20 protein-coding genes and 1 pseudogene are annotated in these 24,325 nt (G+C 72.2%); 10 read left to right on the forward strand and 11 right to left on the reverse strand.

What is annotated here, in order from left to right; translation table 11 throughout:
• Window positions 1–198: 198 nt before the first annotated feature.
• Entirely contained in the window at window positions 199–1,191 is a 993-nt protein-coding gene (locus QQY24_RS02005) for an aldo/keto reductase (RefSeq protein WP_301970909.1), read from the reverse strand.
• A gap of 141 nt (window positions 1,192–1,332) precedes the next feature.
• Between QQY24_RS02005 and QQY24_RS02010 the strand changes: the two genes are divergently transcribed.
• The 3 genes from QQY24_RS02010 to QQY24_RS02020 all read left to right on the forward strand — a co-directional run bounded on the left by QQY24_RS02010 (window position 1,333) and on the right by QQY24_RS02020 (window position 2,760).
• On the forward strand, window positions 1,333–1,896 hold the full coding sequence (locus QQY24_RS02010; RefSeq protein ID WP_367657972.1) for a TetR/AcrR family transcriptional regulator: 564 nt from the start codon (window positions 1,333–1,335) through the stop codon (window positions 1,894–1,896).
• 82 nt (window positions 1,897–1,978) lie between these two features.
• Entirely contained in the window at window positions 1,979–2,350 is a 372-nt protein-coding gene (locus QQY24_RS02015; RefSeq protein WP_301970911.1) for a hypothetical protein, read from the forward strand.
• Window positions 2,308–2,760 carry a hypothetical protein gene (locus QQY24_RS02020; protein ID WP_301970912.1) on the forward strand — a complete coding sequence of 151 codons (453 nt, stop codon included), beginning with the start codon at window positions 2,308–2,310 and terminating at the stop codon, window positions 2,758–2,760. The genes QQY24_RS02015 and QQY24_RS02020 overlap by 43 nt, the downstream gene beginning before the upstream one ends.
• A gap of 11 nt (window positions 2,761–2,771) precedes the next feature.
• Here the strand turns inward: QQY24_RS02020 and QQY24_RS02025 are convergent, their stop codons facing one another.
• The 8 genes from QQY24_RS02025 to QQY24_RS02060 form a co-directional block, all read right to left on the reverse strand.
• Window positions 2,772–3,563 carry an ABC transporter permease gene (locus QQY24_RS02025; RefSeq protein WP_301970914.1) on the reverse strand — a complete coding sequence of 264 codons (792 nt, stop codon included), beginning with the start codon at window positions 3,561–3,563 and terminating at the stop codon, window positions 2,772–2,774.
• Complete coding sequence (locus QQY24_RS02030) at window positions 3,560–4,555, reverse strand: ATP-binding cassette domain-containing protein (RefSeq protein WP_301970915.1); 996 nt, start codon at window positions 4,553–4,555, stop codon at window positions 3,560–3,562. The genes QQY24_RS02025 and QQY24_RS02030 overlap by 4 nt, the downstream gene beginning before the upstream one ends.
• 60 nt (window positions 4,556–4,615) lie before the next feature.
• Entirely contained in the window at window positions 4,616–5,461 is an 846-nt protein-coding gene (locus QQY24_RS02035; protein ID WP_301970916.1) for a DUF4097 family beta strand repeat-containing protein, read from the reverse strand.
• 100 nt (window positions 5,462–5,561) lie between these two features.
• Window positions 5,562–6,080, reverse strand: coding sequence for a toxin-antitoxin system HicB family antitoxin (locus tag QQY24_RS02040; RefSeq protein ID WP_301970917.1), 519 nt, complete (start codon window positions 6,078–6,080; stop codon window positions 5,562–5,564).
• 255 nt (window positions 6,081–6,335) lie between these two features.
• On the reverse strand, window positions 6,336–6,539 hold the full coding sequence (locus QQY24_RS02045; protein ID WP_301970918.1) for a hypothetical protein: 204 nt from the start codon (window positions 6,537–6,539) through the stop codon (window positions 6,336–6,338).
• Window positions 6,540–6,937: 398 nt separating this feature from the next.
• Window positions 6,938–7,588 (reverse strand): CatB-related O-acetyltransferase, encoded by a 651-nt coding sequence (locus tag QQY24_RS02050; RefSeq protein WP_301970919.1) that lies wholly within the window; start codon window positions 7,586–7,588, stop codon window positions 6,938–6,940.
• 272 nt (window positions 7,589–7,860) lie between these two features.
• Complete coding sequence (locus QQY24_RS02055) at window positions 7,861–8,418, reverse strand: carboxymuconolactone decarboxylase family protein (RefSeq protein ID WP_301970920.1); 558 nt, start codon at window positions 8,416–8,418, stop codon at window positions 7,861–7,863.
• A 37-nt stretch (window positions 8,419–8,455) separates the two neighbouring features.
• Window positions 8,456–9,910 carry a CoA transferase gene (locus QQY24_RS02060; protein ID WP_301970921.1) on the reverse strand — a complete coding sequence of 485 codons (1,455 nt, stop codon included), beginning with the start codon at window positions 9,908–9,910 and terminating at the stop codon, window positions 8,456–8,458.
• A 143-nt stretch (window positions 9,911–10,053) separates the two neighbouring features.
• Between QQY24_RS02060 and QQY24_RS02065 the strand changes: the two genes are divergently transcribed.
• The 3 genes from QQY24_RS02065 to QQY24_RS02075 are packed head-to-tail and all read left to right on the forward strand — an operon-like array spanning window position 10,054 to window position 16,464.
• Window positions 10,054–10,347: an acyl carrier protein gene (locus QQY24_RS02065; RefSeq protein WP_301970922.1), complete on the forward strand. Its 294-nt coding sequence runs from the start codon at window positions 10,054–10,056 to the stop codon at window positions 10,345–10,347.
• Between the two features lie 25 nt (window positions 10,348–10,372).
• Entirely contained in the window at window positions 10,373–14,896 is a 4,524-nt protein-coding gene (locus tag QQY24_RS02070) for a type I polyketide synthase (protein WP_301970923.1), read from the forward strand.
• Complete coding sequence (locus QQY24_RS02075; protein WP_301970924.1) at window positions 14,896–16,464, forward strand: long-chain-fatty-acid--CoA ligase; 1,569 nt, start codon at window positions 14,896–14,898, stop codon at window positions 16,462–16,464. Before QQY24_RS02070 ends, QQY24_RS02075 begins: the two co-directional genes overlap by 1 nt.
• Window positions 16,465–16,529: 65 nt before the next feature.
• On the opposite strand, the gene QQY24_RS02080 is transcribed toward QQY24_RS02075, so the two are convergent.
• Complete coding sequence (locus QQY24_RS02080) at window positions 16,530–17,987, reverse strand: NAD(P)/FAD-dependent oxidoreductase (RefSeq protein ID WP_301970925.1); 1,458 nt, start codon at window positions 17,985–17,987, stop codon at window positions 16,530–16,532.
• Window positions 17,988–18,416: 429 nt separating this feature from the next.
• Between QQY24_RS02080 and QQY24_RS02085 the strand changes: the two genes are divergently transcribed.
• The 3 genes and pseudogenes from QQY24_RS02085 (at window position 18,417) to QQY24_RS02095 (ending at window position 21,174) form a co-directional block, all read left to right on the forward strand.
• Window positions 18,417–19,193 carry a thioesterase II family protein gene (locus tag QQY24_RS02085; protein WP_301970926.1) on the forward strand — a complete coding sequence of 259 codons (777 nt, stop codon included), beginning with the start codon at window positions 18,417–18,419 and terminating at the stop codon, window positions 19,191–19,193.
• A 248-nt stretch (window positions 19,194–19,441) separates the two neighbouring features.
• Window positions 19,442–20,415, forward strand: a pseudogene (locus QQY24_RS02090) (alpha/beta hydrolase).
• Between the two features lie 390 nt (window positions 20,416–20,805).
• Window positions 20,806–21,174, forward strand: coding sequence for a nuclear transport factor 2 family protein (locus QQY24_RS02095; protein WP_301970927.1), 369 nt, complete (start codon window positions 20,806–20,808; stop codon window positions 21,172–21,174).
• On the opposite strand, the gene QQY24_RS02100 is transcribed toward QQY24_RS02095, so the two are convergent.
• On the reverse strand, window positions 21,140–21,979 hold the full coding sequence (locus tag QQY24_RS02100; RefSeq protein WP_301970928.1) for a helix-turn-helix domain-containing protein: 840 nt from the start codon (window positions 21,977–21,979) through the stop codon (window positions 21,140–21,142). The genes QQY24_RS02095 and QQY24_RS02100 overlap by 35 nt on opposite strands.
• Before the next feature lie 1,490 nt (window positions 21,980–23,469).
• On the opposite strand from QQY24_RS02100, the gene QQY24_RS02105 reads away from it, so the two are divergent.
• The gene (locus QQY24_RS02105) at window positions 23,470–24,276 is read left to right on the forward strand and encodes an AfsR/SARP family transcriptional regulator (RefSeq protein WP_301970929.1); all 807 of its coding nucleotides are present in this window, start codon (window positions 23,470–23,472) and stop codon (window positions 24,274–24,276) included.
• Window positions 24,277–24,325 lie beyond the last annotated feature (49 nt).

Consider the following 24,325-nt stretch of genomic DNA (forward strand, 5'->3'; position numbering starts at 1 on the left):
CGGGAACGTCATGACCCGTACCCCCGCCGAGGAGGACCTCGACGGGGTCTTCCGGTACGAGTCGTGACCCCGTCCGGGCCGTGACGGGCCGGGGCCGGGTCCGCCCGTGGCGCACGCCGGTGCGGCTGCTGTTCCCGGCTTCGTCCCACCCGGGAGCCGAACCGGCCGTGCGCCCGGCCCACGCCTTTCGCGGCACGGTCACCGCAGCGGCGATCCGCCCGTGGTCCCGCCCGCGCTTCGCCGGACACCCTGCTCCGGTGCGATGTCTCCGGAACGGGACGGGACGGCGTCCAGGACGGAGAGCGTCGCCCCGTCCAGGGTGACCGCTCCGGCCTCCGCGTTCGCCTCCAGGTGTTCGGGGTCGGCGGTGCCGGGGATCAGCAGCACGTTCGGGGCGTGGTGGAGCAGCCAGGCCAGTCCGATCTGTGCGGGGGTGGCGCTCAGCTCGCGCGCGACGGTGACGACGGCGGGCTCGTCGGTCACCTTCGGCATCCCGTCGAAGGCGCTGCCGAGGGGGAAGTACGGAACCCAGGCGATGCCCTCCTCCAGGCACAGCCGGAGCATGTCCTCGTCGTCGCGGGCCAGGAGACTGTAGGCGTTCTGCACGCACGCGATACCCGCGGGAAGGGCGCTGCGCAGAACGTCGAGGGAGACGCTGCTGAGGCCGATCGCGCCGATCTTGCCCTCGTCCCGCAGGGCGGTCATCACGGCGAGCTGGTCGTCGGGGTCGACGATCTGGTCGCCTTCGGCGCGCAGGCCGGGGCCGACGTCCGTACGACGGAGGTTGACCAGGGGGATCCGTTCCAGCCCGAGGGCCGTCAGGTTGTCCTCGACACTGGCGCGCAGCTGTTCGGGGCGCTGCGCGAGGCGGAGGGGGAGCGGGCCGCCGGGGGCGGGTTCGGCGCCGACCTTGCTGACCACCATGACGTCGTCCCCTGGACGGACGGCTTCGCGGATCACCTCGTTGACGAAGCCGTGGCCGTAGAACTGGGCGGTGTCGATGTGGTCCATTCCCAGCTCGACGCAGCGGCGCAGCATCGCGATCGCCGCCTCGCGGTCGTTCCGCAGGCGCTCCAACTGCATCGCGCCGAAGCCGATCCGGGAGACGGTACGGCCCGCGAGCCGTCCGGCGCCGCCGGCGCGTCGCGCGCCGGACGCGGTGACCTGAGGGGATCGGGCGGGGGTGGCCATGGGTGTGCTCCCTCACATGGGACCATAGAGAAAACGGAGCAACTCCGTTTCACCCAACGTACCACTAACCGGAGGTCCTCCGTTTTGTCTGGGAGTGAACCCGCGGCCGCCGGCCGCGGCGCGGCAGTGCCGGATCGGCCGGTGCGCGCCGACGCGCGGCGGAACCGCGACCGGCTCCTCGCCGCCGCCCGGGACGCCTTCGCCGCGTCGCCGGACGCCGTACCGCTGGACGCGATCGCCCGCGCGGCCGGCGTCGGGATCGGCACGCTGTACCGGCACTTCCCGACCCGCGAGGCGATCGTGGAGGCCGTCTACGCCGCAGAGCTCGACGAGGTCGTGTCCAGCGCACCGGCGCTCCTCGACGAGCTCGGGCCCGCGGCCGCGCTGCGCGCGTGGATGACCCGGTACGAGGCGTTCCTCAGGATCAAACGCGGCATGTCCGACACGCTGCACGCGGGCTGGGCCTCGGGAAGCATCGCCACGCCCGCGACGCGGGAACGCATCACGGCCGCCATCGCCATGATGCTCCGCAGGGGCGCGGAGGCCGGTTCGCTGCGCCCGGACGTCGACCCCGAGGACGTCACCGTGATGCTCCTCGGCGTGTTCCTCTCGACTGCGGCGACCGACGCACCGGACAGGGTCGGCCGGCTCCTCGATCTGACCGTCGACGCGCTGCGCCCGCCCCCCGAACCGGGGAGCCGGTGACGGCGCGGACCGGCCGTCCGGTCCGGGCGGCGGCGCCGTGCTTCACAACCGGGTGCTCCACCTGCCCCCGAGGCGTGCCGCCGTGGGGTGCTCGGTCGCGGTGGGCGGCGGCACGCTGTCCCTGCCGACCCAGGCGGCCGAGCTGAACCTCGGCGACAACACCGCCTCCGTCCTGACCCGCCCCGCGCCCACGGGCGACTACACCGTCGAGAAGAAGCTGCGCTTCGCCCCCACCGCCTCCGACCAGCGGGCCGGACTGGTGCTGTACGGAGGGGACGACCGGTACTTCAAGCTGGTGCACACCGTACTGCCGGTGGCCCACACCGCGGGTGTCCTCACCCACGTCACCGAGTTCGCCGAGGAGGGCTCACGGCCACCGCCGCACCGTCGGCCCTCCCGGCCTACGGCCCGATGTGGGGCGGCCCCACGGCGGACACCCTGTGGCTGCGGCTGACCCACCGCACCGGCACCACCCCGGACGAACACGAGGTACGCGCCGCGACCAGCACGGACGGGGTGCACCGGGAGCGGACCGGTGCCTGGACCCTGCCGGACGAGGGCCCGCTGCGGATCGGCCTGGTCTCGATGAACACCGCCGGCGCGACGGCCCGCTTCGCGTACGCGCGCACCTACCACGGCTGGCACTCCGGTCGCGGTCGCCGTCCCGGCCGGGTCGCGTCCAAAAGCACCTTCGCCGTGCGGCCGGCCGGGCCGGCCGGGCCCATGCGGGCGCGGTGCGGGTTCCACCCGGAGGGGTCCGCGCCCGCTCCCGGCGGGCGGCGGGGAACGCGACGGGCGGCGTACGCCGACGCGGTGCCGGAAGTACGCCGCCCTCGGGCGGGACGGGCCGCGGGAGGCGGGTGAGGTCCTCCCGGCTACTTCGGATCGCGGTTGAAAGCCGCCTTCGCCCAGAGGTGGCCGAGCACCGTCAGACCCAGGCACCAGGCGACCGCGAGCCACCCGTTGTGGCCGATCCGGCTGCCGAGCAGCAGTCCGCGCAGGGTCTCGATGGCCGGCGTGAACGGCTGGTACTCGGCGATCGGCCGGAACCAGCCCGGCATCGTGTCGACCGGGACGAAAGCGCTCGAAATGAGCGGCAGGACGATCAGCGGCAGCGCGTTGTTGCTGGCCGCCTCGGCGTTGGGGCTGACCAGGCCCGTCCCGACGGCGATCCAGGTGAGTGCCGTGGCGACCAGCGCGAGCAGTCCGAACGCCGCCACCCACTCCAGGGCCGTGGCGTGGGTGGACCGGAAGCCGATGGCCACGGCGACGGCACCCACGAGGGCCACGCTGACGACCGACCGCAGCACGCCGCCGACGACGTGCCCGGTGAGCACCGAACCGCGGTGGATCGCCATGGTGCGGAAGCGGGCGGTGATGCCCTCGGTCATGTCGTTGGACACGGACACCGCGGTCCCGACCACGGTGCCGCCGATGGTCATCAGCATGATCCCCGGCACGAGGTAGGCGATGTACCCGGAGCGGCCGGCACCGCCGCCTCCCATGCCCGCGCTCATCACGTCGCCGAAGACGTAGACGAAGAGCAGCAGCAGGACGACCGGTGTGAGCAGGAGGTTCAGGGTGAGGGACGGGTAGCGCCGCGCGTGCAGGAGGTTGCGGCGCAGCATCGTGGACGAGTCGCGCACGGCGAGGGAGAGGGAGCTCATCGGACGGCCTCCTCGGAGGTCTGGTCGGTGCCGCCGGTCAGGGCGAAGAACACGTCGTCGAGGTCGGGGGCGTGCACGGTGAGCTCGTCCGCCTCGACGCCGGCCGACTCCAGCCGGTCGAGGAGGGCGCGCAGTTCGCGTTGGCTGCCGTCGCTGGGGATCTGCAGTGACAGTGCCTCGTCGTCCCCGGTGACCCCGCGCAGGGCGACGGCGGCGGACCGGTACGCGGACGGGTCGGAGAACCGCAACCGCACGTGCCCGCCCGGGACGAGCCGCTTCAGTTCCCCGGCGCTCCCCTCGGCCGCGATCCTGCCGCCGCTCAGTACCGCGATGCGGTCGGCGAGCCGGTCGGCCTCCTCCAGGTACTGGGTGGTGAGGAGGACGGTGGTGCCGCCCGAGACCAGTTCGCGGACGATCCCCCACGTGTCGTGGCGGCTGCGCGGGTCGAGGCCGGTGGTCGGCTCGTCGAGGAAGATGATCCGCGGTTCGCCGACCAGCGTCATGGCGAGGTCGAGGCGGCGCTTCATGCCGCCGGAGTAGCTGGAGACGGGCTTCTTCGCGACCTCCGCCAGGCCGAAGCGTTCGAGCAGTCCGGTGGCGGTGCGGCGCCCCTCGCGGCGCGGGAGGTGGTGCAGGTCCGCCATGAGGAGCATGTTCTCCTCGCCGGTGATCAGTCCGTCGACGGCGGAGAACTGCCCGGTGACGCCGATCACGGCGCGCACCGCCTGCGGGTCGGTGGCCAGGTCGCAGCCGCCGACGTGCAGGTCGCCGGCGTCGGCGGTGATGAGGGTGGAGAGGATCTTGACGACGGTGGTCTTGCCGGCGCCGTTGGGTCCGAGCAGCGCGCACACCGATCCGGCCGGGATGTGCAGATCGATGCCGTCGAGTACGGTCCTGCCGCCGTACGACTTGCGCAGACCGACGGCACGGACGGCGGCGGGCGGCTGCGGACCACCGCCCCATCTGGACGTGGACATGACAGAAGAAGGCATGGAGTTCTCCCTTTCGAAGGCTCGGGCGACCGGGGGGCGAGCGGGTGGCGGGGCCGGTGTTCAGGCCCGGGCGCGGCGCACGTCGATGTTGCCGTAGCGGGTCCGGGCGCGGACCTCGACGGTGTCCTCGGCCTCCCCCGGGACCTCGGAGGCGGTGAGCGTGTTGCGCACCTGTCCGTGGTCGGAGCTGACGTCGAGCCAGGCGGCGGTGCCCTCGCGGATGCCGACCTCGATGGCGCCGTAGGAGGTCTCCAACTGGACGGTGCCGCGGGCGACGTCGGCGACGCGCAGGGTGCCGTGGGCGGTGGTGGCGACGACCGAGCCCTTGGCGCGCGCGATGTCGATGTCGCCGTTGGCGCCGCTCACCCGCAGGTCGCCGGCCGCGGTGCCGACGGTCGTGGTGCCGTGCGAGTTCTTCAGGACGGCGGGGCCGTCGACGGTGCCGACGCGCAGGCTGCCGGAGCTGGTGGTGATCTCGGCCGCGCCCTCGATCCGGTCGACGGTGATCGAGCCGTGGGAGGCGGTCAGCTGGAGCGGTCCGGTCGTGTCGAGGCGGACGTCCCCGGAGGAGGTCTTCACCCGGACCTCGCCGAGCACGCCCTCGCCGAGCACCTGGGCCCAGGCGCCGGTCACGTCGGCGCGCGAACCCGTGGGCAGTTCGACCGTCACGTCGACGGTGCCGGTGCGGCCGACGAGATAGCGCTGCTTGGGCGTCCTGACGGTCAGCACGCCGCTCGCGTACGTGACCTCGGTCTGGCCGGCCGCCCGTACGTCCTGGTCCTTCTCCGGGTCACGGGGCCGCACCTCGACGGTGGTGTCGAGGCGGTCGCCCGCGGTGAACCGGATGGATCCGGCCTCCACGTGCGCCGTGGCCGAGATCGGTTCGGGAGTGTCGAAAGAAGGCATGGCTGTCCCGTTCTCGTGGGTCTTCAAGGCGTCCTCGCTGGTGGGACGTGGTGCAGGTGAAGTGGATGGCGTGGGTGGAGCGGTGCGGGCGGGGGCGCGGCTAGCGCACCCAGCCCGTGTAGCGCTGCCCGATGCTGCGGGTCCGCTCCGTCGCGCGCGGCCGGGTGCCACCGTCGAGCGCGGCCGACACGGCGCGCACCAGCCACGCGTTGACCGACAGGCCCTCGCGGGCCGCGGCCTCCTCGGCGCGGGCCTTGAGGTGGGCCGGCAGGCGCAGGTTGACGCGGGCGGTGCCGCCCTCGTCACCGTCGGCCGGGACCGGGGCCCCCTGCGGTTCGACGGGCGCGGCGGGTTCCGCGGGGGCGCCCCCGTGGGCGGGCGGCGGTGTCACCACGAAGTCGGGGTCGAGCCCGCGCAGCCGTACGTCGACCGAGCCGGGGGCGAGTTCGCGGGTGATCTCGTCCATCGCGGCGGAGAGCACGTTGAGCATGGTCAGCCGGGTCGCCGACTCCAGGGGGGCGGTGAGCCTCTCGGCCAGCTCGCGGGCTTCGTCACCGCCGGCTTCGGCGGCCACCGCGAGTTCGCGGCGAAGAGTGTCGACATACGGGGTGAGGTCCATGACGCCATCATGGCATCACTATGGCGTCATACACAAGTCCGCATGGCACCTCGCATGGGAGCAGGTCCACGAGGGACCCCGGAACACGCAACGCGCAGGGCGGCTCGGACGGCGGCCGCACACTGCGCGTTCACGCCCTTCCGGGAATCCGGAAGGGCCCTTCACGGGACCTCGTGGCGCCGGATGGCACTATCTGACGCCATCCGGTGCCGTCCGGCGCCACGAGGTGTCACCTGGTGTCGCAAGGAGGTGGCCTCAGCCCGTGACCGAGGCGGACAGGATCCGGGAGACCCGCACGGTGCCGCCGCAGGACTCGAAGGGGAAGGCGACCGTCTTGGCGGCGTCGGCCAGGGGGTCGAGCGGCGGGCGGAAGGCGAAGCCGGTCGCCTCCGGGCACGGCGCGTCGCCGACGGGCACGGTGATCCGGGTGAGGAAGAAGACCGCGCTCTGACCGGGCACGAGCACCACCGTCCCCCGCACTGGCCGAGGTCGCCGAAGGTGTCGGGGATCGGCGTCACCTGGACGGTGTCGCCGCCGGGCGTCTGCGGCACCACGGCCGGCATGCCGGTCATCGCGCACGAGGTGTGCGCCACGTCGGTGACGAGGAAGCGCTGCACCCGGGTGCCTGCGGCGCCCTGCGACGTCGACGCCACCACCTTCAGCCAGGGGTTGCGGATGACGTGGTTGACGCTGGCGGAGGTGATCTCCCGCTCGATCTTCTCCCGGCACTCCTGCGGTGAGCCCGCCACGGAGAGGCACCCGGCGACCCCGGGAGGCGTCAGGCCCCGGAGGCGGGAATCCTGGGAGCGGGGCCCGCCGGGGAGACCGGGCCATGATGCCCGCGGCGGATCCGCACGTCACGGGTGCGGGTCCGCCGGGGCGGCGGCTTCCAGGTCGGCGATGCTGCCCGACATGATCGTCCGCACGTGTTCGGTGATGTGCTCGGCGGGCCAGTCCCACCAGGCCACCGCCAGCAGCCGGGCGATCTCGTCCTCGCCGTAACGGCGGCGGACGAGGCGGGCCGGGTTGCCGCCGACGATGCCGTAGTCGGGTACGTCGCCGGTGACCACGGCGCCGGAGCCGATGATCGCGCCGTGCCCGATCCGCACGCCGGGCATCACCGTCGTGCCGTGGCCGAACCAGACGTCGTGGCCGACGACGGTGTCCCCCCGGTTCGGCAGGCCGGTGAGCAGGTCGAAGTGATCGGCCCAGGAACCGCCCATCGTGGGGAAGGGAAAGGTCGAGGGGCCGTCCATCCGGTGGTTGGCACCGTTCATGAGGAACCGCACGCCCGTGCCCAGCGCGCAGAACCTGCCGATGATCAGCTTCTCCGGTCCGTAGTGGTGGAGGACGTTGCGCGTCTCGAACGCGGTCGCGTCGTCCGGGTCGTCGTAGTAGGAGTACTCCCCGACCTCGATCAGCGGGGACTTCAGCAACGGCTTGAGCAGTACCACCCGCGGCTGCTCGGGCATCGGGTGGAGGACCGTCGGGTCGGCGGGTACGGGCATGGCGGACGATTCCTCAGCGGTCGTGTGCCGTCGGTGACCGTCCCATGATCGCCGCACCGCGCCGTCCAGGACACCGATTTCACCGCCTGGATGAGCGTGCGCCCGTCCCCTGCCGGCGTCGTCCCGGGCCCGCAGGGACTCCCGGCGGGCCCCGCAAAGGGGGCAGGACCGGCCGGTGGTGCGACGGCCGGCCGGTCCGGTCCGGTCCGCGGCGGACGGCGGCGGGGTCCGGCCCGGGCCTTCGGGCGCCCGGGCCGTCCGTCACGCCCGCGTCATCCGGCCTGCATCGCCTGTGCCATCCGGAGCACCTCGTCGCCCTCGGGCGCGTCGATCTCCACGTCGAGCACCGTGCACACCCGGGCCACGAGGAAGTAGAAGCCCACCAGGACCAGCGCCTCCACGACCTGCTGTTCGTCGTAGTGCTCGCTCAGCCGTGCGTAGAGGGCGTCGTCGACCCGGGGGCCGGCGGCCACTGCCGCGGTGAACGCCACGAGCGCCCGCTGCGCGGGGCTGAACGCCGCCGCGTCGTGGTCCAGGCGGCGCAGGGCCGCCCGTTGCTCGTCGGTGACACCGACGGCCCGGGAGATGGAGACGTGCTGCGCCCATTCGTACTCGGAGTCGAAACCGGTGGCGCAGGTGAGGATGAGCAGTTCGCGGTCCACCGCGCTGAGGCCGCCCTCCGTGAAGAGCGCGGCGCCGAGCCGGGCGATCTGCTCGACCGACTGCGGGGCGTGGGCGAGGATCCGGTACAGGTTGATGATGCGGCCCTGGGTGAGGGAGCGCAGGGCTTCGGGAAGGGCCTCGGTGTCGAGGCAGGGGATGCGGGACATGGTGACGTCTCTCCTCGATCGGTGTGCGGGGCGGGGATCAGCGGGTCCCGGTCTCCAACCAGTGGGGCTGCGAGGAGCCGCGGGGCACGAGGAGGGGGCCGCGCCAGGACGGCGGGGTCTCGCTCATGCGTACGGGAGGGGCGACGAGGCTCAGCTCGCCCAGGGGCGTGGACCGGGTGAACCGCTCGGCTGGGGGCAGGGAGTCCGGCGTCACCGACCGGGCCACCTCGTCCTGGCTGAACGTGCCCAGCTCGTAGGCCCAGTTGGAGACACCGGCGAGGGACACGCGCACCTCGTAGCTGCCGCCTTCCCGGGCCCGGCGCAGCACCGCGCTCATCACGCCCGCGGCGGCGAGGTACGCGGCCAGGTAGTCGTTGAGCATCCGCCCGTGCGGGAGCCTGGGCTCGTCCCCCTGCCGCTCGCTCCAGTTGATGCCGGTCAGTGCCTGGGCGTGCTGGTCGAAGCCGCCACGATCGCGCCAGGGTCCGCTGTGGCCGTAGCAGCGCACCGACACGTAGATCAGTCCGGGCGCGGCCTCCGCGCATTCCCGGGGCCCGAGTCCCAGCCGGTCGATCTTCGGGGCCCGGTGGTTCTGGACGAAGACGTCGGCCGTGCGCAGCAGTTCGTCGAACCTCCGGCGCCCGTCGCTGTCCCGCCGGAGGTCGAGCCGGGCGGATCGCAGGCCGATTCCGCACTCGTTCCAGCACACGTCGTGGTCGAAGGCGTGCGGTTCGCACACGTGCAGCACGTCCGCGCCCTGTTCCGCCAGGACCCGGCCGGCCGCGGTGCCCGCGAAGACGTGGGTGAACTGCAGACTGCGCAGTCCGGACAGCGGCTGCGCGCCCACCGGCAGGGGGCGCGGCGGGGCATCGCCGATGCGCTCGACCGAGACGAGCGGCTCGGCCAGCACCGCCCGCCCCTGCGGGTGGTCGAGGAACTCCTGCCTGCTGCGGACGACGGCGAGCGGCACGCCGCGCGCCGCCGCCGCCTCCTCCAGTTCCCAGGAGTTCCACTTGGCGATGGCGGCGGTGAAGTGCTCGCGCGTGTGGGCGGTACCCAGCAGGGCGAGCAGCTCGTCGCGGGAGCGCGGGTAACAGGCGATGGGGACGACCCAGCGGTCGTCCGCCGTGTGGTACAGGTCCCACAGGGCGGGGATGGGGGTGCCGTCCCCGCCGAGCACGCTGCCCATGTTGGAGCCGTATCCGTTCAGCGTGTTGCCGCCGCCCAGGTACGGCGTGATCTGGTGCACCGCCTGCCCCAGATCCAGTGCCAGCCGTTGCGGGCGCCCGGTGCCGGCCTGCCATATCTGGGCCGCACCGACGGCCGCGGACAGCAGGGAGATGCCCATCGCCGAGCCCATTCTGATGGTGGACGGCACCAGGGGGTCGCTTCCGCTGACGCTGATCTCGCTGACCGCCGTGTCCCGCGCGAGTCCCAGCACCTTCAGCGTTCCGTCTAATTCTCCCAGTAGATCGAATTTGTTTTCCGTCATGGGTGGGATCGTAACACCATCGCGTCGGCAGTAAAGCGGCCGGCGTGAAATGCCGGACGCCGGAAACCGCCATCAGCCGTCTATCAGTTGATTATCAGACGCGACTGTTCTGATGACAGGGAAGCAGTCGAATCGGAAAGGCGGTGATCGAGGTGTCGCATGATTTCCCCTCCATGGAGAAGCTGAGGCTCATGCCCCTGCACGAGCGGCGGGACATGATCGAGGACTTGGTGATCGAAGAGTTCAAGCAGGCACTTTTCATGACGGAGCGGGACGAGATGCCGCTCGATGTCGGCTTCTTCGACCTCGGCCTCACCTCGTTGCGCCTCAGCGAGGTGAAGCTCGCGCTGGAACGCAAGCTTGAATGCGAGATCTCCACGGCCGCCCTTTTCGGGCATCCGACGGCGGGCCAACTGATCGACCACCTCTCTGAATGACCGACCCTCCGGTTGGAGATAACAAATGTCAGACACGTCGAAGCCGAGGCAAGACGAATTGGCCACCGTGCTGGCCAAACTGCGGGACACGGAAGAAGCGCTCGCCGAGCTGACGCGCGAGAAGTACGAGCCCATCGCCATCGTGGGAATGGGACTTCGTTACCCGGGCGGGAACAGCACGGCCGACGCGTTCGCCGATTTCCTCAGGGAGGGACGGTCGGGCATCCGCCCCCTGCCGGCCGACGAGCGCCGGCAGCTGGCCCCGGACCCCGACTCCGACAAGGGACCCGCCGGCGAGCGGCCCAGCGGCGGCTTCCTGAGCGACGTCGACCGGTTCGACGCCGCCTTCTTCTCGGTGTCCCCCAAGGAAGCCCCGTACATCGATCCCCAGCAGCGTCTGGCCCTGGAGACGGCCTGGGAGGCGCTGGAGCACGCGGGCATCGACCCCACCTCCCTGCGGCACGGCGACACCGGCGTGTTCATGGGTGTCACCACCCTCGACTACATCTTCGAGTCCACCGACCTCGCCTCCTCCGATCTCGACGGCTACCTCGCCGCGGGGCTCACCCACAGTGCCGTGTCGGGCCGGCTGTCGTACTTCCTCGGCCTGCGCGGTCCCTGCATGACGATCGACACCACCTGCTCCTCGTCGCTCACCGCGACCCACCTCGCCGTCCAGGCGCTGCGCAACGGCGAGTGCCGCGTGGCGCTGAGCGGCGGTGCCAACGTCATCCACAACGCGCACAACCACAAGATCCTGTCCCTCGGCGGGGTCCTGTCCGCCGACGGGCAGTGCAAGACCTTCGACGAACGGGCCGACGGCTACGCCCGCGCCGAGGGGTGCGGTGTGCTGGTCCTGAAGAAGCTGTCCGACGCGCAGCGCGACGGCGACACCGTGCACGCCGTGATCCGCGGTTCCGCGGTCGGGCAGGACGGGGAGAGCGCGGGACTGGCGGCGCCCAACGGCGCGGCCCAGGAGCAGGTGATGCGCTCGGCCCTGGCCCGGTGCCGGCTGGAACCCGGTGACATCCAGTACGTCGAGGCGCACGGCACGGGCACGGCGCTCGGTGATCCCACGGAGATGGACGCGATCATCGACGTCTTCGGCCGGTCGCACAGCGCCGCCGAGCCCGTCGTCGTGGGATCGCTGAAGACGAACATCGGCCACATGGAGGGGGCCGCCGGTGTGGGCGGCATCATCAAGGCGGCCCTCCAGCTGCGGGAGGGGACGATCTTCCCGCACCTGAACCTCGTCACGCCCTCCCGCCGCATCGCCTGGGACGGAGCCCCGGTCACCGTCCCCACCGAAGCACGTCCCTGGCCCACCGCCGGCACCAGGCGCGCACTGGTGAACGGCTTCGGCGTGACGGGGACCATCGCGTCGATCGTCCTGGAGGAACCGCCGGTCCCGGCCGCACCCGTCGGCGGCGGTTCCGCCGCCGACGAGCGTCCCGACGCCGTGTTCACCATCTCCGCCAAGAGCCGCAAGTCGCTGCGCGCACTCGCCGAACGCCACCTCGACCACCTGGAGCGCAACCCGGGCCTGACGGTCGCCGACCTGTGCCGGACCTCCAACACCGGCCGGGCGCACTTCCGCTACCGCATCGCCGAGGTGGTCCGCGACCGGGAGGACGTCGTCCGGGTGCTGCGCAAGCGCATCGCGGCGCTCGAACAGGGGGACACCGGGGCCGGCAGGTCCAACGCGCCGAAGGTGGCGTTCCTCTTCTCCGGCACCGGGACGCAGTACCCGGGCATGGGCGCCGCCCTCTACCGCCAGTACCCCGTCTTCCGGGCGGCCCTCGACGCGTGCGACCGCGTGCTGACGCCGTTGACGGGCGTCCCGCTGGGCGAGCTGGTGCGCGGCGAGTGCTCCGAGCCCGAGCGCATCCACGAGGTCCGCCACCTCCAGCCCGCCCTGTTCAGCTTCGAGTACGCCTTGGCGCAGCTGTGGATGTCCTGGGGCGTGCGCCCGTCGGTGCTGATGGGTCACAGCCTGGGCGAGTTCGCCGCCGCCGCCACCGCCGGCCTGTTCTCGCTGGAGGACGCGGCCCGGCTGGTGGCCGCGCGCGGACGGCTCAGCGAACGGGTGCAGGTCAAGGGAGGCATGGCGGCGATCGGCGCTCCGGCCGCCGAGGTCGCCCCGCTCGTCGAGCAGTACCCCGATCTCGTGATCGGTGCCGTCAACGGGCCCGGCCAGTGCCTGATCACCGGCGCGAGCGCGTCCCTGGCCGAGGCCGGGCGGCGGCTGGCCGACCGCGGTGTCAAGGTCACGCCGCTGCGGGGAGCCGTGCCCTACCACTCCCCCCTCATGGCGGAGATCGTCGACGAGTTCCGCGAGGTCCTCACGACCGTGAAGTTCGGCGCGCCGACGATGGCCCTGGTGTCCAACGTCACCGGTCGCGTGGCCAGGTCGGGCGAGATGGCGACCCCCGACTACTGGATACGCCACCTGCTCGACCCCGTGCAGTTCGAGTCCGGGGTCCGGGCGGTGGACAAGCGCGGGCGGCACGTCTTCGTCGAGGTGGGCCCCTCGACCGCGCTCACCGCGCTCGCCCGGACGTCCGTCGGCGACTCGGACCACGTCTGGCTGAGCAGCGCCTTCCGCGACGACCACGACGCCAGCATGATCCGCCGCTCGCTGGCCAAGATGTACGAGGCGGGCGTCACCGTCTCCTGGGCGGGCTACCACCAGGGCGCCCCGCAGTACCGGGTGCCGCTGCCGTCCTACCCGTTCGACGGCAAGCGCTACTGGCTGCCCACCCCGCAGCGCCGGGCGGCCGAGGCGGCCCGGCTGGCCGGGCAGCGGCCGGAGGAGGAGCGGACGGCGGCCGGCCGCCTCTTCTACGAGCAGCACTGGACGGCCCGGCCCCTGTCCGGCGACCGGACCGGCAAGCGCCGCGTGCTCGTCCTCGGGGGCCCGGAACACCGGCCCCCGGGACTGCAGGACGCTGCCGCCGGGGCCGGCGTCGACCTCGCCTTCGCAGCCGACGTACCGGCGCTGGACTCCGCGCTGGCGGCGGAACCGCCCACCGACCTGTGCTGGTTCTGGCGCGGCGGCCCGGACGACGACGTCAGCGTGCAGGGCCTGCGCGCCGCGTGCGAGCGCAACTACCGCGACCTGCTCCCGCTCCTCGACACCCTGGCGCGCCGGGGCTTCGGCCGGGGCCAGCGACTGTGGCTGGTCGGCGAGGGAGCACAGCGGCTGCCCGGCGACGGGGACACGCGACCGCCGACCGCCGCGGCCACCCTGTGGGGCTTCGGCCGCGCCCTCGGCGTCGAGTGCCCGGGCTACCGGGTGACGCTGGTGGACCTGCAACCCGGCGCCGACAGCGTCACGGGCCTGGTGCGGGAGTGGACGGCGGACGGGGACGCCGAGTTCGAGATCGCGCACCGCGGCGGGCAGCGCTGGGTACGCCGGCTGCGCCCGGCACCGCAGACGCCCGAACCATCACTGCCGATCACCGTCCGTCCCGACCGCACCTACGTGGTGGCGGGCGGAACCGGCATGGTCGGACTGGCCGTCGCGCGTCGGCTGGTCGCCCTGGGCGCCCGCCACCTGGCGCTGCTGAGCCGCACCGGCGCGCCCGCGCCGTCCCTCGGTGACGGGGTCACGGTGACGGTCCACCGGTGCGACATCGGCTCGGCCGAGGACGTCGCCCGCACCATGGCCGGCATCGGGGCCCTCGGGCAGCCGGTGGGAGGCGTGGTGCACGCGGCCGGGGAGGGGCAGGACCTCCCGGTCGACCAGCAGACCTGGGAGACCCTCGACGCGGTGTTCCGGACGAAGGTCTACGGGGCCTGGCTGCTGCACGAGGCGACGGCCCGGATGCCCGAACTGGACTTCTACCTCGGCTGCTCCACGGCGGGTGCGCTGGTCGGTGCCCCGACCCAGACGAACTCCGGCGCGGGCAACGCCTTCCTCGACCACCTGATGGCCTGGCGGGCCGACACGGGCCTGCCCGCCACCACCGTCAACTGGGGGCCCTGGGCACCCGAGGACCCCGCGCAGCAGCTCAGCTCCTCCCTGCTCAGGAGCTGGGAGGGCCAGGGCATCGCACTCCTGGAGCAGTCCACCGCCGTGAACGCGCTCCCGGCGCTGCTGGACCGCGGCCGGGCGCAGGTGCTCATGGGGCTGTGCGACTGGGAGCGCTTCACCTCCCGCAGGGCGCACAACGCGCTCTTCGACGACCTGGTGACCGGCCGCGACCGGGCCGGGGGCGGAGCGGTGACCGACGTGAGCGACCTGCCGGCCGCGCCGGGCCCGGCCCGGTCGGCGGGGGTCAACGCGCTCGTCCGTGCCCGGCTCGCCGACGTCCTGCGCTTCGAGGGGGCCGACGACCTGGAGACCGACGCGGAACTGGCCGCCCTGGGAATGGATTCGCTCAACTCGGTCGAGATCCGCAACTCCCTGGAGGCGGCCTTCAGGGTCACGCTGCCGGCGTCCGTCGCTTTCGACCGGCCCCGCGTCGACCTGCTCAGCGAGTACATCGAACAGCTGCTGCCCACCGCGGGCGCACCAGCACACGAGTCAGTGACGGGAGCGAAGTGATGACCACGACAGTGCGACCGCGTACGCTGCAGGCCGTGATCTCCGGCCGGGCGCGGCTGCAACCCGACTGCCCGGCCGTCGTCTGCGAGGGCCGGACCGTCACCTACGCCGAGCTGGACCGGGACAGTGACCGCACGGCGCAGGTCCTGCTCTCGGCCGGGATCGGCCCCGGTTCCCGGGTGGGCTACCTCGGCAAGGAATCGGTGGAGTACTGGGAGCTGGCCTTCGCCTGCGCGAAGACCGGTGCGGTGCTCGTGCCCGTCAACTGGCGGCTGACCGCACAGGAGGTGGACCACATCCTGCGCGACTCGGGCACCGAGCTGCTCCTGGTGGACGAGGAGCACCTGCCGGTCGCCACCGCGGTGCGGGCGGGACTGCCCACCTTGCGCACGGTGCTGCGCGCGGACGCCGCCGCCGACGATCCCGACGGACTGGCGGCGCGCAAGGCCGCCGTGCGCGCCGGGGCCACCGATGCGGCCGCGGACGACGAGGAGAGCCCGGTCGTGCAGATCTACACGAGCGGTACCAGCGGTCTGCCCAAGGGTGTCGTCCTACCCCACCGCAGTTTCTTCAACGTGGCCGAGGCGATGGAGAGCCACGGACTGGACTGGTTCGACTGGAAACCCGGCGACCGCAGCCTGATCGGGCTGCCGGGCTTCCACATCGGCGGTCTGTCCTACGGCATGCAGGCGTTCAACGCGGGCGCCACCGTCGTGTCCCTGCCCACCTTCGTCAGCTCCCACGCGGTGCGGGTGATCGAGGAGCAGCGGGTCACCACCGCCATCGTGGCCCCCGCGATGCTGGAGCTGATGCTCGCCGAGCCCGCCGCCGCCCGCGGCGCCCTGGGCTCGCTGCGCAAGATCGTCTACGGGGGCTCCCCGATCAGCGAGGACCTGCTGCGCCGGGCGCTGGACGTGCTCGACTGCGACTTCCTGCAGATCTACGGCAGCAGCGAGACCGGCAACTTCGCCGTCTGCCTGCCACCGGCCGACCACGTCGTCGGCAGTCCCCGGCTGCGGGCGGCGGGCCGGCCCTACCCGGGCATCGAGATACGGATCGAGGACACCGACGGCAAGCCGCTGCCCGCCGGTGCGGTGGGGGAGGTCTGTGTGCGCACCCCCGCCAGGATGCTCGGTTACTGGCGGCTGCCCGAGGCCACGGCGAAGACCGTGGTCGACGGCTGGGTCAGGATGGGGGACGCCGGCTACCTGGACGAGGACGGCTACCTCCACGTCCGCGACAGGGTCAACGACATGATCATCGTGGCCGGGGAGAACGTGTACCCGGCCGAGATCGAGGAGGCCCTCGTCCAGCACCCGGCCGTGGCCGAGGCGGCCGTGGTGGGCCTTCCGCACGAACGGTGGGGCGAATCCGTCCACGCCCGGGTGGTGCTGGAACCGGGCGGGCAGGCCGGGCCCCGGGACCTGCTGCTGTTCCTCCACGGCCGCCTGGCCGGCTTCAAGATCCCCACGTCGTACGACTTCGCCGAGGCGCTGCCGCGCAATCCCAGTGGCAAGGTCCTGCGACGGGCGGTGCGGGCGGAACTGGCCGTCCCCGCGGCCGGCTGACCGGTCCCCCACGCGAGAAGCGGTGGCCGTTTCGGCCACCGCTTCGTCCTTGCCGGTTCGTGCCCTCATTCCAGGGCGTAGTCCTGCGGCACGAAGACCGCGGTGCGTTCCCGGTACTCCTCGATGCTGGACGGCCAGTTGTTGACCACCTTGCCGTCCTGCGTCTTGTACCAGCTCGCGCAGCCGGCGCTGAAGGCGGTGTCCGCCAGCTTCCGCTGGAGTTCCTCGTTGTAGCGCCCCTGGACCTCGGGATCCACGTCCACCCGCCCTGACGGGACGGCGTCCAGTGCCTCCAGCGCCTGCAGCACGTACGCGATCTGGCACTCCACCATGAAGAGGATCGAGTGGTGGCCCACGTTGGTGTTCGGGCCGTAGAGCATGAACATGTTGGGGAAGCCGTTGACCGCCATGCCGAGGTACGCCTGGGGGCCCTCCTTCCACACCTCGCGCAGGGACCGCAGGTCCCGTCCGACCACGTCCACCCCGCCGGTCCGGTCGAGCGGCTCGAAACCCGTGGCGTGCACGATCACGTCGACGTCGTGGAGACGGCCGTCCGCGGTCCGTATGCCCTCCGGCTCGATGCGGGTGATGGGCTCGGTGACGAGTTCGACGTTGTCGCGGCCCAGTGCCGGGTAGTAGTCGTCGCTGATGAGCACCCGCTTGCAGCCGAACGCGTAGCCCGGGGTGAGCACCTTCCGCAGGCCCTCGTCCGGCACCTGGGCCTCGAGCAGTTCCCGGGCGGCGCGCAGGAACTCCCCCCGGACCGGGTTGGCGTCGTTGCTCAGGGCCACGACCCATCCGTCGCGCTCGTGGTACATGGCGTCGCGCATCGCCTGGTAGCGGTCGGGCTCCGCGAGGAGCGAGGCGCGCTCCTCGTCGGTCAGCACCCGGTCCTGCCGGGCGATCAGGTAGTTGGGGGACCGCTGGAACACCGTCAGCCGCTCGGTCGCCGGGGCGATGGCGGGCACCAGCTGGACGGCGCTGGCCGCGCTGCCGATGCAGGCGACCCGCTTGCCGGTCACGTCCAGGTCCTCGGGCCAGCGCGCGGTGTGCACCTGCACACCCGTGAAGGTGTCCACCCCTTCGACGCGCGCCGGGGCCGGCCTGTTCAGCTGCCCCCACGCCGCGACCAGGACCCGTGCGCGCACCTCCTCGCCGCGCGCGGTGTGCAGGACCCAGACCCCCTCCCCCGACGACCACGACGCCTGGGTGACCTCGGTGCCGAAACGGATGTACTCACCGAGACCGTGGGCCTCGGTGAAGCGTTCGAGGTTGCGGAGGATCTCCGGCTGCCCGGCGTAGATGTGGCTCCAGTCGGGCTGCTCGCCGAAGGAGTACCAGTACAGGTGGGACCGCACGTCGCAGGCGGCACCCGGGTAGGTGTTCTCCCGCCAGGTGCCGCCGACCGACGCGGCCTTCTCCAGCACCGTGAACGCGTGCCGTCCGGCTTCCTTCAACCGGGCGGCCATGCCGAGGCCCGACATCCCGGCACCGATGATGACCACTTCGTAGTCTTCGCTCATCCTCTTCCCTCCGTGGCATCGATTCCGTCGTTCACTCTGACCAGTGGTGCTGATCGAGGACTGAGAATCGGCTGATGGTCCGCACCGGCGAAGACGGCGGCGACGGGCACCGGCGGGGGACGTCCGTGCTCTTCCGGACCGCCTGAAGGGCACGGGTCCGGTGGGGGACGGATCGTTGGGCTGTACAACCTTTCAGCGATCGATCAGGCGGTCATCAGGTGCCGTTGGTGGGATTGCCGGAACCGCTCCCCCTACTTGAGAGAGGTGCGTGATGGGTGTCTCCCGTCAGCAGTTCCGCACAGGGACCCCGCTGCCGGCCCGGGAACGGGCGGCCCCCGGTGGGGACGAGGCGTTCGAACAGGCCCTCCATGCCCGCGGCGACCGGCTGTCCTCCGGGCCCTGGGGCGGCCCGGCCGCCGGGGGGACGGCATGAGCGCCGCGGGGAGCGCGCGGCGCGCCCGGTGGTTCGTCACGTCCGACGCCGCCCCCGATGCCCCGTACCAGGTGTTCCTGTTCCCGCATGCCGGTGGCACGGCTCCCATGTACCAGGCGTGGGCGGCCACCCTGCCCTCCACGATGCACGTCCACACGCTGCAGCTCCCCGGACGCCAGGAGAGGCTGGGAGAGGAACCGTTCAAGGACGTGGCACCGCTGCTGGACGCCCTGCAGGAGGCGTTCGAGGCCGAGCTCGACGGCAGGCCCTACCTGCTCTTCGGGCACAGCTTCGGTGGGCTGCTGGCGTACCGGCTGGCCGTGGCCGCCGAGTCGAGCGGCCTGCCGGTTCCCGCGCTCCTGGCGGTGTCCGGCTGGGCTCCCGCGCTGGAATCGGCGAAGGAGCTGGAGGGCGTCGCCGAGATGTCCGACGACGGACTGCTGGCCCGGGTACGGCAGCTGGGGCTGATGCCGGACGACGCGGCGCTCGACCCGGCCACCCTGGCCACGATCATGCCGGCGCTGCGCAGCGACTTCCTGGTCGCCGGGGGTTACCAGGACGACGGGGCGCCGGCGCCCTGCCCCGTCGCCGCGTACTGCGGCACGGCCGACCCGATCGTGAGCCCGGGGGACATGGCCGGCTGGTCGGCACTGTCCCAGGACTTCCTCGGCGTCACCGAGTTCCCCGGGGGCCACTTCTACTTCTTCGAGCACGCAGCCGCGGTCCAGCACGGTCTCCAACGCCACCTGCGCCGGCTGGCCGCGCACATGTGAGCCTTCATCGACCGCACCGGACGACGGGCACACGGAGGGCGTCCGTCCGCGGCTGCCGCCGCGGGGACGCGCCCGGCGCCACGGGAGCGGGGAACGGACGGAAGCCGGAAGCCGTCCCGTGGACCGGGCGTACCGGCCGGCGTCGATCCGGCCGGACAGGTGCCGCCCGTTCGAGGACCCGCCCGCACCGACGCGTTGACCGAACCGCACGGCTCCGCGCGTCACCGCCTGCGCGCGAAGGAGAAGCCATGACGTACGTCCCGCCGCCGTTCGACCCCGAACTCGCCGCCGCGCTGGAACTGATGGGCGAGGCCGTCCAGCCCGGGCTGACTCCCGGGGAGATCGAGGCGGTCCGCCGGGGGCCGGGCATCGCCATGCTGGCCGACCTGGACCTGACCATGGGCGGTGCCTTCGAGGTCGAGGACCGGACGGTGCCGGGGCTGGGGGGCTCCCCCGACGTCCCGCTGCTGATCTGCCGCCCCGCCTCGCCGCCCTCCGGCGGGCCGCGACCGGTCGTCTACCACGCGCACGGCGGCGGCATGGTCATCGGCAACAACCGGGTGGGCATGGACGCGGCCCTGGGCTGGGCACGGGAACTGGACATGGTCGTGGTGTCCGTGGAGTACCGCCTGGCCCCCGAGCACCCCCACCCCGCGCCGATCGAGGACGTGCACGCCGGTCTGCTGTGGACGGCCGAGAACGCCAGGGAGCTGGGCGGGGACCCGGACCGGATCGTGCTGGCCGGGGCCAGCGCGGGCGGCGGCCTCAGCGCGGCGCTCGCCCTGCTGCTGCGCGACCGCGGGGGGCCGCGGCCGCTCGGCCAGCTGCTGATGTGCCCGATGCTGGACGACCGCAACGACACCGTCTCCTCGCACCAGATGGAGGGCCTCGGCGTCTGGGACCGCACGGCCATCAAGACCGGCTGGAACGCCCTGCTCGGCGGGGTGCGCGGCGGCCCGGCCGTCTCCCCCTACGCGGCGCCCGCCCGTGCCGAGGATCTGTCCGGTCTCCCCCGGCCTTCCTCGACGTGGGCTCCGCCGAGACCTTCCGGGACGAGGTCGTCGCCTACGCCACCCGCATCTGGCAAGCCGGCGGGGTCGCCGAACTGCACGTCTGGCCGGGCGGGTTCCACGGCTTCGACGGGTTCGCCCCGCAGGCCGCGCTGTCCCGGGCGGCCCGGGCGGCCCGGATGGACTGGCTGCGCCGGCTGCTCGCGGGGTGAGACGCCTCCCCGTGCGGCGCCTCCGGCGAGGCGCCGCACGGGGAGGCCGGGCGTCACCCGCTCGGGGCGCCGGGTTCCGGTCCGCCCCGGCGGCCCGGAACCGTACGGCGGCGAGTCCGGCGCAGGGCCGCCCGGGACGCGGGCCGCGGGCACGCCGCCGCCCGGGTCCGGTGACCGCCGCCGGCCCGGCCGGCCGCCGCCCGGGCAACCCGGTCCCGCCGCCCCCGGTCACCCGCCGTCGCCAAGCGGCCGGCCGCCCGGGAGCCGGCGGTCCCTCCCTCCGCTCCGGCGATTACCCGGCAGGTAATCGACCGGCCGCCCAGCGCCCGGCAGAGTGTCTGCACGGCCGCGCTGACACCGCGGCTCGGAACAGGAACGAAGGAGAACCCCATGACGACGTACGCCGCCGCTGCCGAGCGCTACTTCGCCGCCTGGAACGCCGACGGAGCCGAGGCGATCGCCAAGGCCGTGTCCGACGCCTTCACGGCGGACGCCACCTACACCGACCCGCTGGCCGACGTGTCGGGTCACGACGGGATCGCCGCGGCGATCGCCGGCGCCCAGTCCCAGTTCCCCGGCTTCGAGTTCCGGCTGAAGGGGGAGGTCGACGGCAACCACCACATCGCCCGCTTCTCCTGGGACCTGGTGTCGAGGGCCGACGGGTCCTCCCCCGCCGGCGGCTCCGATGTCATCACGCTGGCCGAGGACGGCCGCATCAGGTCCGTCAGCGGCTTCCTGGACCGGGTTCCGGGGGCCTGACCTCGCCGGTCATCTCCCGCAGGGCGGCGGCCGTCTCCGGGTCCGAAGGCAGGAAGGTCTCGATTGCCAGCTCGGAGACGGTCACGTCCAGGGGCGTGTTGAAGGTCGCCAGCATCGACACGAAGGAGAGCTGCCTGCCCCGCCAGTCGATCCACAGCGGCAGCGCGTAGGCGTTGCCGGAAACCGGCGCCGAGGGCCCACCGTCGGGGACCGGGTAGGCCGCCACTTCCCGGTAGAGCTCCGCGATGGCCGCCGAGCCGCTCAGCGCGATCTGCCGTTCCATCTGGCCCAGCAGATGGGTGCGCCACTGTGCGAGGTTGCGGATCGCGGGGGCCAGGCCCTCCGGGTGGAGCGTCAGGCGCATCGTGTTGATGGGCGGTTCCAGCAGGTGGGGGGCCGCGCCCGAGATCAGGGCGAGCAGACTGCGATTGGCTTCGACGATACGGTAGTGGCTGTCGTGCACGAGGGCCGGGTTCGGATCGTGGACGGCCAACAGCCGTTCGAGTTCCCCGCTGAGCGTCTTCATCGAGGGGTCATCGAGCGGAGTTTCGGGGAATTGCGGGGCGAATCCGGCAGACACCAATAAACTGTTGCGGTCCCTCAGCGGCATGTCGAGGTGTTCGGCGAGCTTCATCAGAAGGGTGTGACTGGGCCTGGCGCGGCCGGTTTCGATGAAACTGATGTGCCGGGCGGAGCTGCCGGCCCGGGAGGCCAGTTCGAGCTGGCTGACTCCCCGTCTATCCCGCCACCTGCGCAGAACGGCGCCGACGTCGGGGGTATCGGGTGACCGCAGCGAGGTGATCATTGTTCAACATTAGCCGATCGGTTTGGAATGTGTTCCGGGGAAGCCCGACCGTCATAGGACGGTGGCGAGCCCCTCCGCGACATCAGATATTTCTGCGCCGACGCCCCAGGACGCGCAGTCCCGTTGCTCCTGGATCGCACGCACGCCACCCTTGCCGACCGGGCCGACCGCCGGCGCCCGGGACGACGTCCCGGCCGGACGCACGGCCGCGGGAGACCGCGGACCCGGTGACGCCCCCGGACCGGGGCCGTGCCCCTCGCGGCGCCTGCCCGCGGGGCCACGTGCGGGGCGGGTCGCGCGCAGCCGGTCCGCCCCGCGGCGCGCAGGGCCGCGAACCTGCCGGGAGACGCCCGGAGGGACCCCGTCCACCGCCCCGTCCACGCGTCGGCCCTCGGGCGGGGGCGAGCCGGCGGGCCCCCGCCCGAGGGCCGGACGAGCGGCTCCTTCGAAGGCGTGCCCGGGCCGGCACGGACGGGCCCACCCTTGCGCGCCGGCGTCCGCGTACGGCGCCGGTCACGGCACGCCGGCCGGGCTCCTGTTACCGCCGATGTGCCGCAGGCGCCGGACCGTGCTCCACGCCGCCCGCACAGGCGCCGGCTCCGGCGAGCAGCCCGGCCGCCACGGGTGGACCACCGAGCGGACCGCCCCCCCGGTCGGCTCCGGTACTCCGCGCCGTCGCAAGCGCTGCGAAAATTCCGGCCACCGGACCGGGCCGGCAGGCGGGACACGGCCGGCGGCGCGGACGAGTCGCGCGCATCAAAAGCGCTTTCCTCGGCACCTCCTGGTAACCGCACCCATTACCTGGGCGCCCACAGGTAATGAAATAAATTACCCGGCCGACCTTTGAGGCCGCTTTTCAATCTGCCGCCGTTTTGCACCGCCGATTATTCCCGCTTTTCTGACGCGCCACTGACTCGGCTCTGACATGACACTGACTTGGCACTGACGCGCCACTGACTCGCCGCCTGGCGGAAAATGTAGGCCAGGGTGTCATTGGACTCCCTGCACAGCCGCCGCGAACACCGGACTTCCCACCTCGCCCGTCGGCGCGTCGCACCTCCGGGGCCTGTCAATTACCTTTGAGGTAATGGGCGGAGATGCCCCCCAATCACGCCGCCATTCCCCTGGCCGGACGCTCCCTGAGAATCGAATCCGTCAACGCCGAGTTGACAAAATCGAAGGGGCGTTGGTGAATAATCGTTCCTGCAATCAACGCTTCGCCCTTTTTACCCCTTATTTCATGACGGACTCATAAGATTTTCAACCTCTCACGCACCTTGGCCAATAATCGACTCCCACCATCCCCGCCCTCTTGCCCCTCCCTTATTTCGTCGTATTAATTAATATCTGAATAGGGGCCGTCGCTCATGCATGATCGGAGAATGTCTGTGCTGAAGAGGGTTGGTTCTTCGTACCGGGCTGTTGTCTCCAGTCGCTGCTCCGAAGGCAGAGAGGTGAACCCGGAAAAAAGCAAAGAGAGCAAGAGCGAATTGGACTTCAGGCTCCTCGGACCACTGGAGATCCGGGCCGGCGACCAGGTCAGTACCGTCGGAGGTGCCCGCCAGCGCACCCTGCTGGCCATCCTGCTCGTCGACAGCGGACGGCTGCTCTCCGTGGACCAGCTGTACGGAGAATTGTGGGGCGAGGCCCCGCCGCCCACCATGGGCAACTCGCTCCAGGCGCACGTGTACCGGTTGCGCCGCACGCTGCAGCAGATCTCGCACCCGACGGCCGGCCCCCGTCTGCTCAACCGCTCCTCCGGCTACGTCCTCGAACTGAACGGTGCGACGGTCGACACCAACACCTTCCACCAGACGGTCTCCCGGGCACGGGCCCGCATGTACACCGATCCCGTCGCCGCGCACGCCCTGTTCAAGGAGGCGCTCTCCCTGTGGCAGGGCGAACCGTTCCAGGGCATCGCCCAGGGTCCCAGGTGCCGCAGCATCGCCCTCCAGCTCAAGGAGGAGTACCTCACCGCGCTCGAGGACAAGCTCTCGCTCGACATCGACATCGCCGACCCGGTCCGCACCATCGGTGAACTCAAGAGGATGAGCGCCGCTCACCCGTGGCGCGAGCGCATCATCGAGCTGCTCATGCTCGCCCTGTACCGGGCGGGCCGCCAGGCCGAGGCGCTGGAGACCTACTACAGCACCCGGCGCCGGCTCGTCGAGGAGCTGGGCATCGAACCCTCCGTCCAGCTCAGGGAGCTGCTGCGGGAAATCCTCGCCCAGGAAACCCGGACGCACAGGCCGGCCTTCGCGCGGAGTGCCCGGGTCCCGGTGACCAGCGGCAACTGAGGGGCCCGCCGCCCGGTCGGCGGTGGGGTGGGGCTCGATGCGGCCGTCG

The organism is Streptomyces sp. TG1A-8, from assembly GCF_030499535.1.
Classification (GTDB): domain Bacteria; phylum Actinomycetota; class Actinomycetes; order Streptomycetales; family Streptomycetaceae; genus Streptomyces.

Bases quoted from the DNA above. Each gene is read 5' to 3' on its own strand.
- QQY24_RS02005 (WP_301970909.1), bottom strand. From the start codon at position 1,191: ATGGCCACCCCCGCCCGATCCCCTCAGGTCACCGCGTCCGGCGCGCGA.
- QQY24_RS02100 (WP_301970928.1), bottom strand. From the start codon at position 21,979: ATGATCACCTCGCTGCGGTCACCCGATACCCCCGACGTCGGCGCCGTT.
- QQY24_RS02055 (WP_301970920.1), bottom strand. From the start codon at position 8,418: ATGTCCCGCATCCCCTGCCTCGACACCGAGGCCCTTCCCGAAGCCCTG.
- QQY24_RS02050 (WP_301970919.1), bottom strand. From the start codon at position 7,588: ATGCCCGTACCCGCCGACCCGACGGTCCTCCACCCGATGCCCGAGCAG.
- QQY24_RS02085 (WP_301970926.1), top strand. From the start codon at position 18,417: ATGAGCGCCGCGGGGAGCGCGCGGCGCGCCCGGTGGTTCGTCACGTCC.
- QQY24_RS02040 (WP_301970917.1), bottom strand. From the start codon at position 6,080: ATGGACCTCACCCCGTATGTCGACACTCTTCGCCGCGAACTCGCGGTG.
- QQY24_RS02035 (WP_301970916.1), bottom strand. From the start codon at position 5,461: ATGCCTTCTTTCGACACTCCCGAACCGATCTCGGCCACGGCGCACGTG.
- QQY24_RS02095 (WP_301970927.1), top strand. From the start codon at position 20,806: ATGACGACGTACGCCGCCGCTGCCGAGCGCTACTTCGCCGCCTGGAAC.
- QQY24_RS02080 (WP_301970925.1), bottom strand. From the start codon at position 17,987: ATGAGCGAAGACTACGAAGTGGTCATCATCGGTGCCGGGATGTCGGGC.
- QQY24_RS02075 (WP_301970924.1), top strand. From the start codon at position 14,896: ATGACCACGACAGTGCGACCGCGTACGCTGCAGGCCGTGATCTCCGGC.
- QQY24_RS02070 (WP_301970923.1), top strand. From the start codon at position 10,373: ATGTCAGACACGTCGAAGCCGAGGCAAGACGAATTGGCCACCGTGCTG.
- QQY24_RS02025 (WP_301970914.1), bottom strand. From the start codon at position 3,563: ATGAGCTCCCTCTCCCTCGCCGTGCGCGACTCGTCCACGATGCTGCGC.
- QQY24_RS02020 (WP_301970912.1), top strand. From the start codon at position 2,308: ATGTGGGGCGGCCCCACGGCGGACACCCTGTGGCTGCGGCTGACCCAC.
- QQY24_RS02060 (WP_301970921.1), bottom strand. From the start codon at position 9,910: ATGACGGAAAACAAATTCGATCTACTGGGAGAATTAGACGGAACGCTG.
- QQY24_RS02030 (WP_301970915.1), bottom strand. From the start codon at position 4,555: ATGCCTTCTTCTGTCATGTCCACGTCCAGATGGGGCGGTGGTCCGCAG.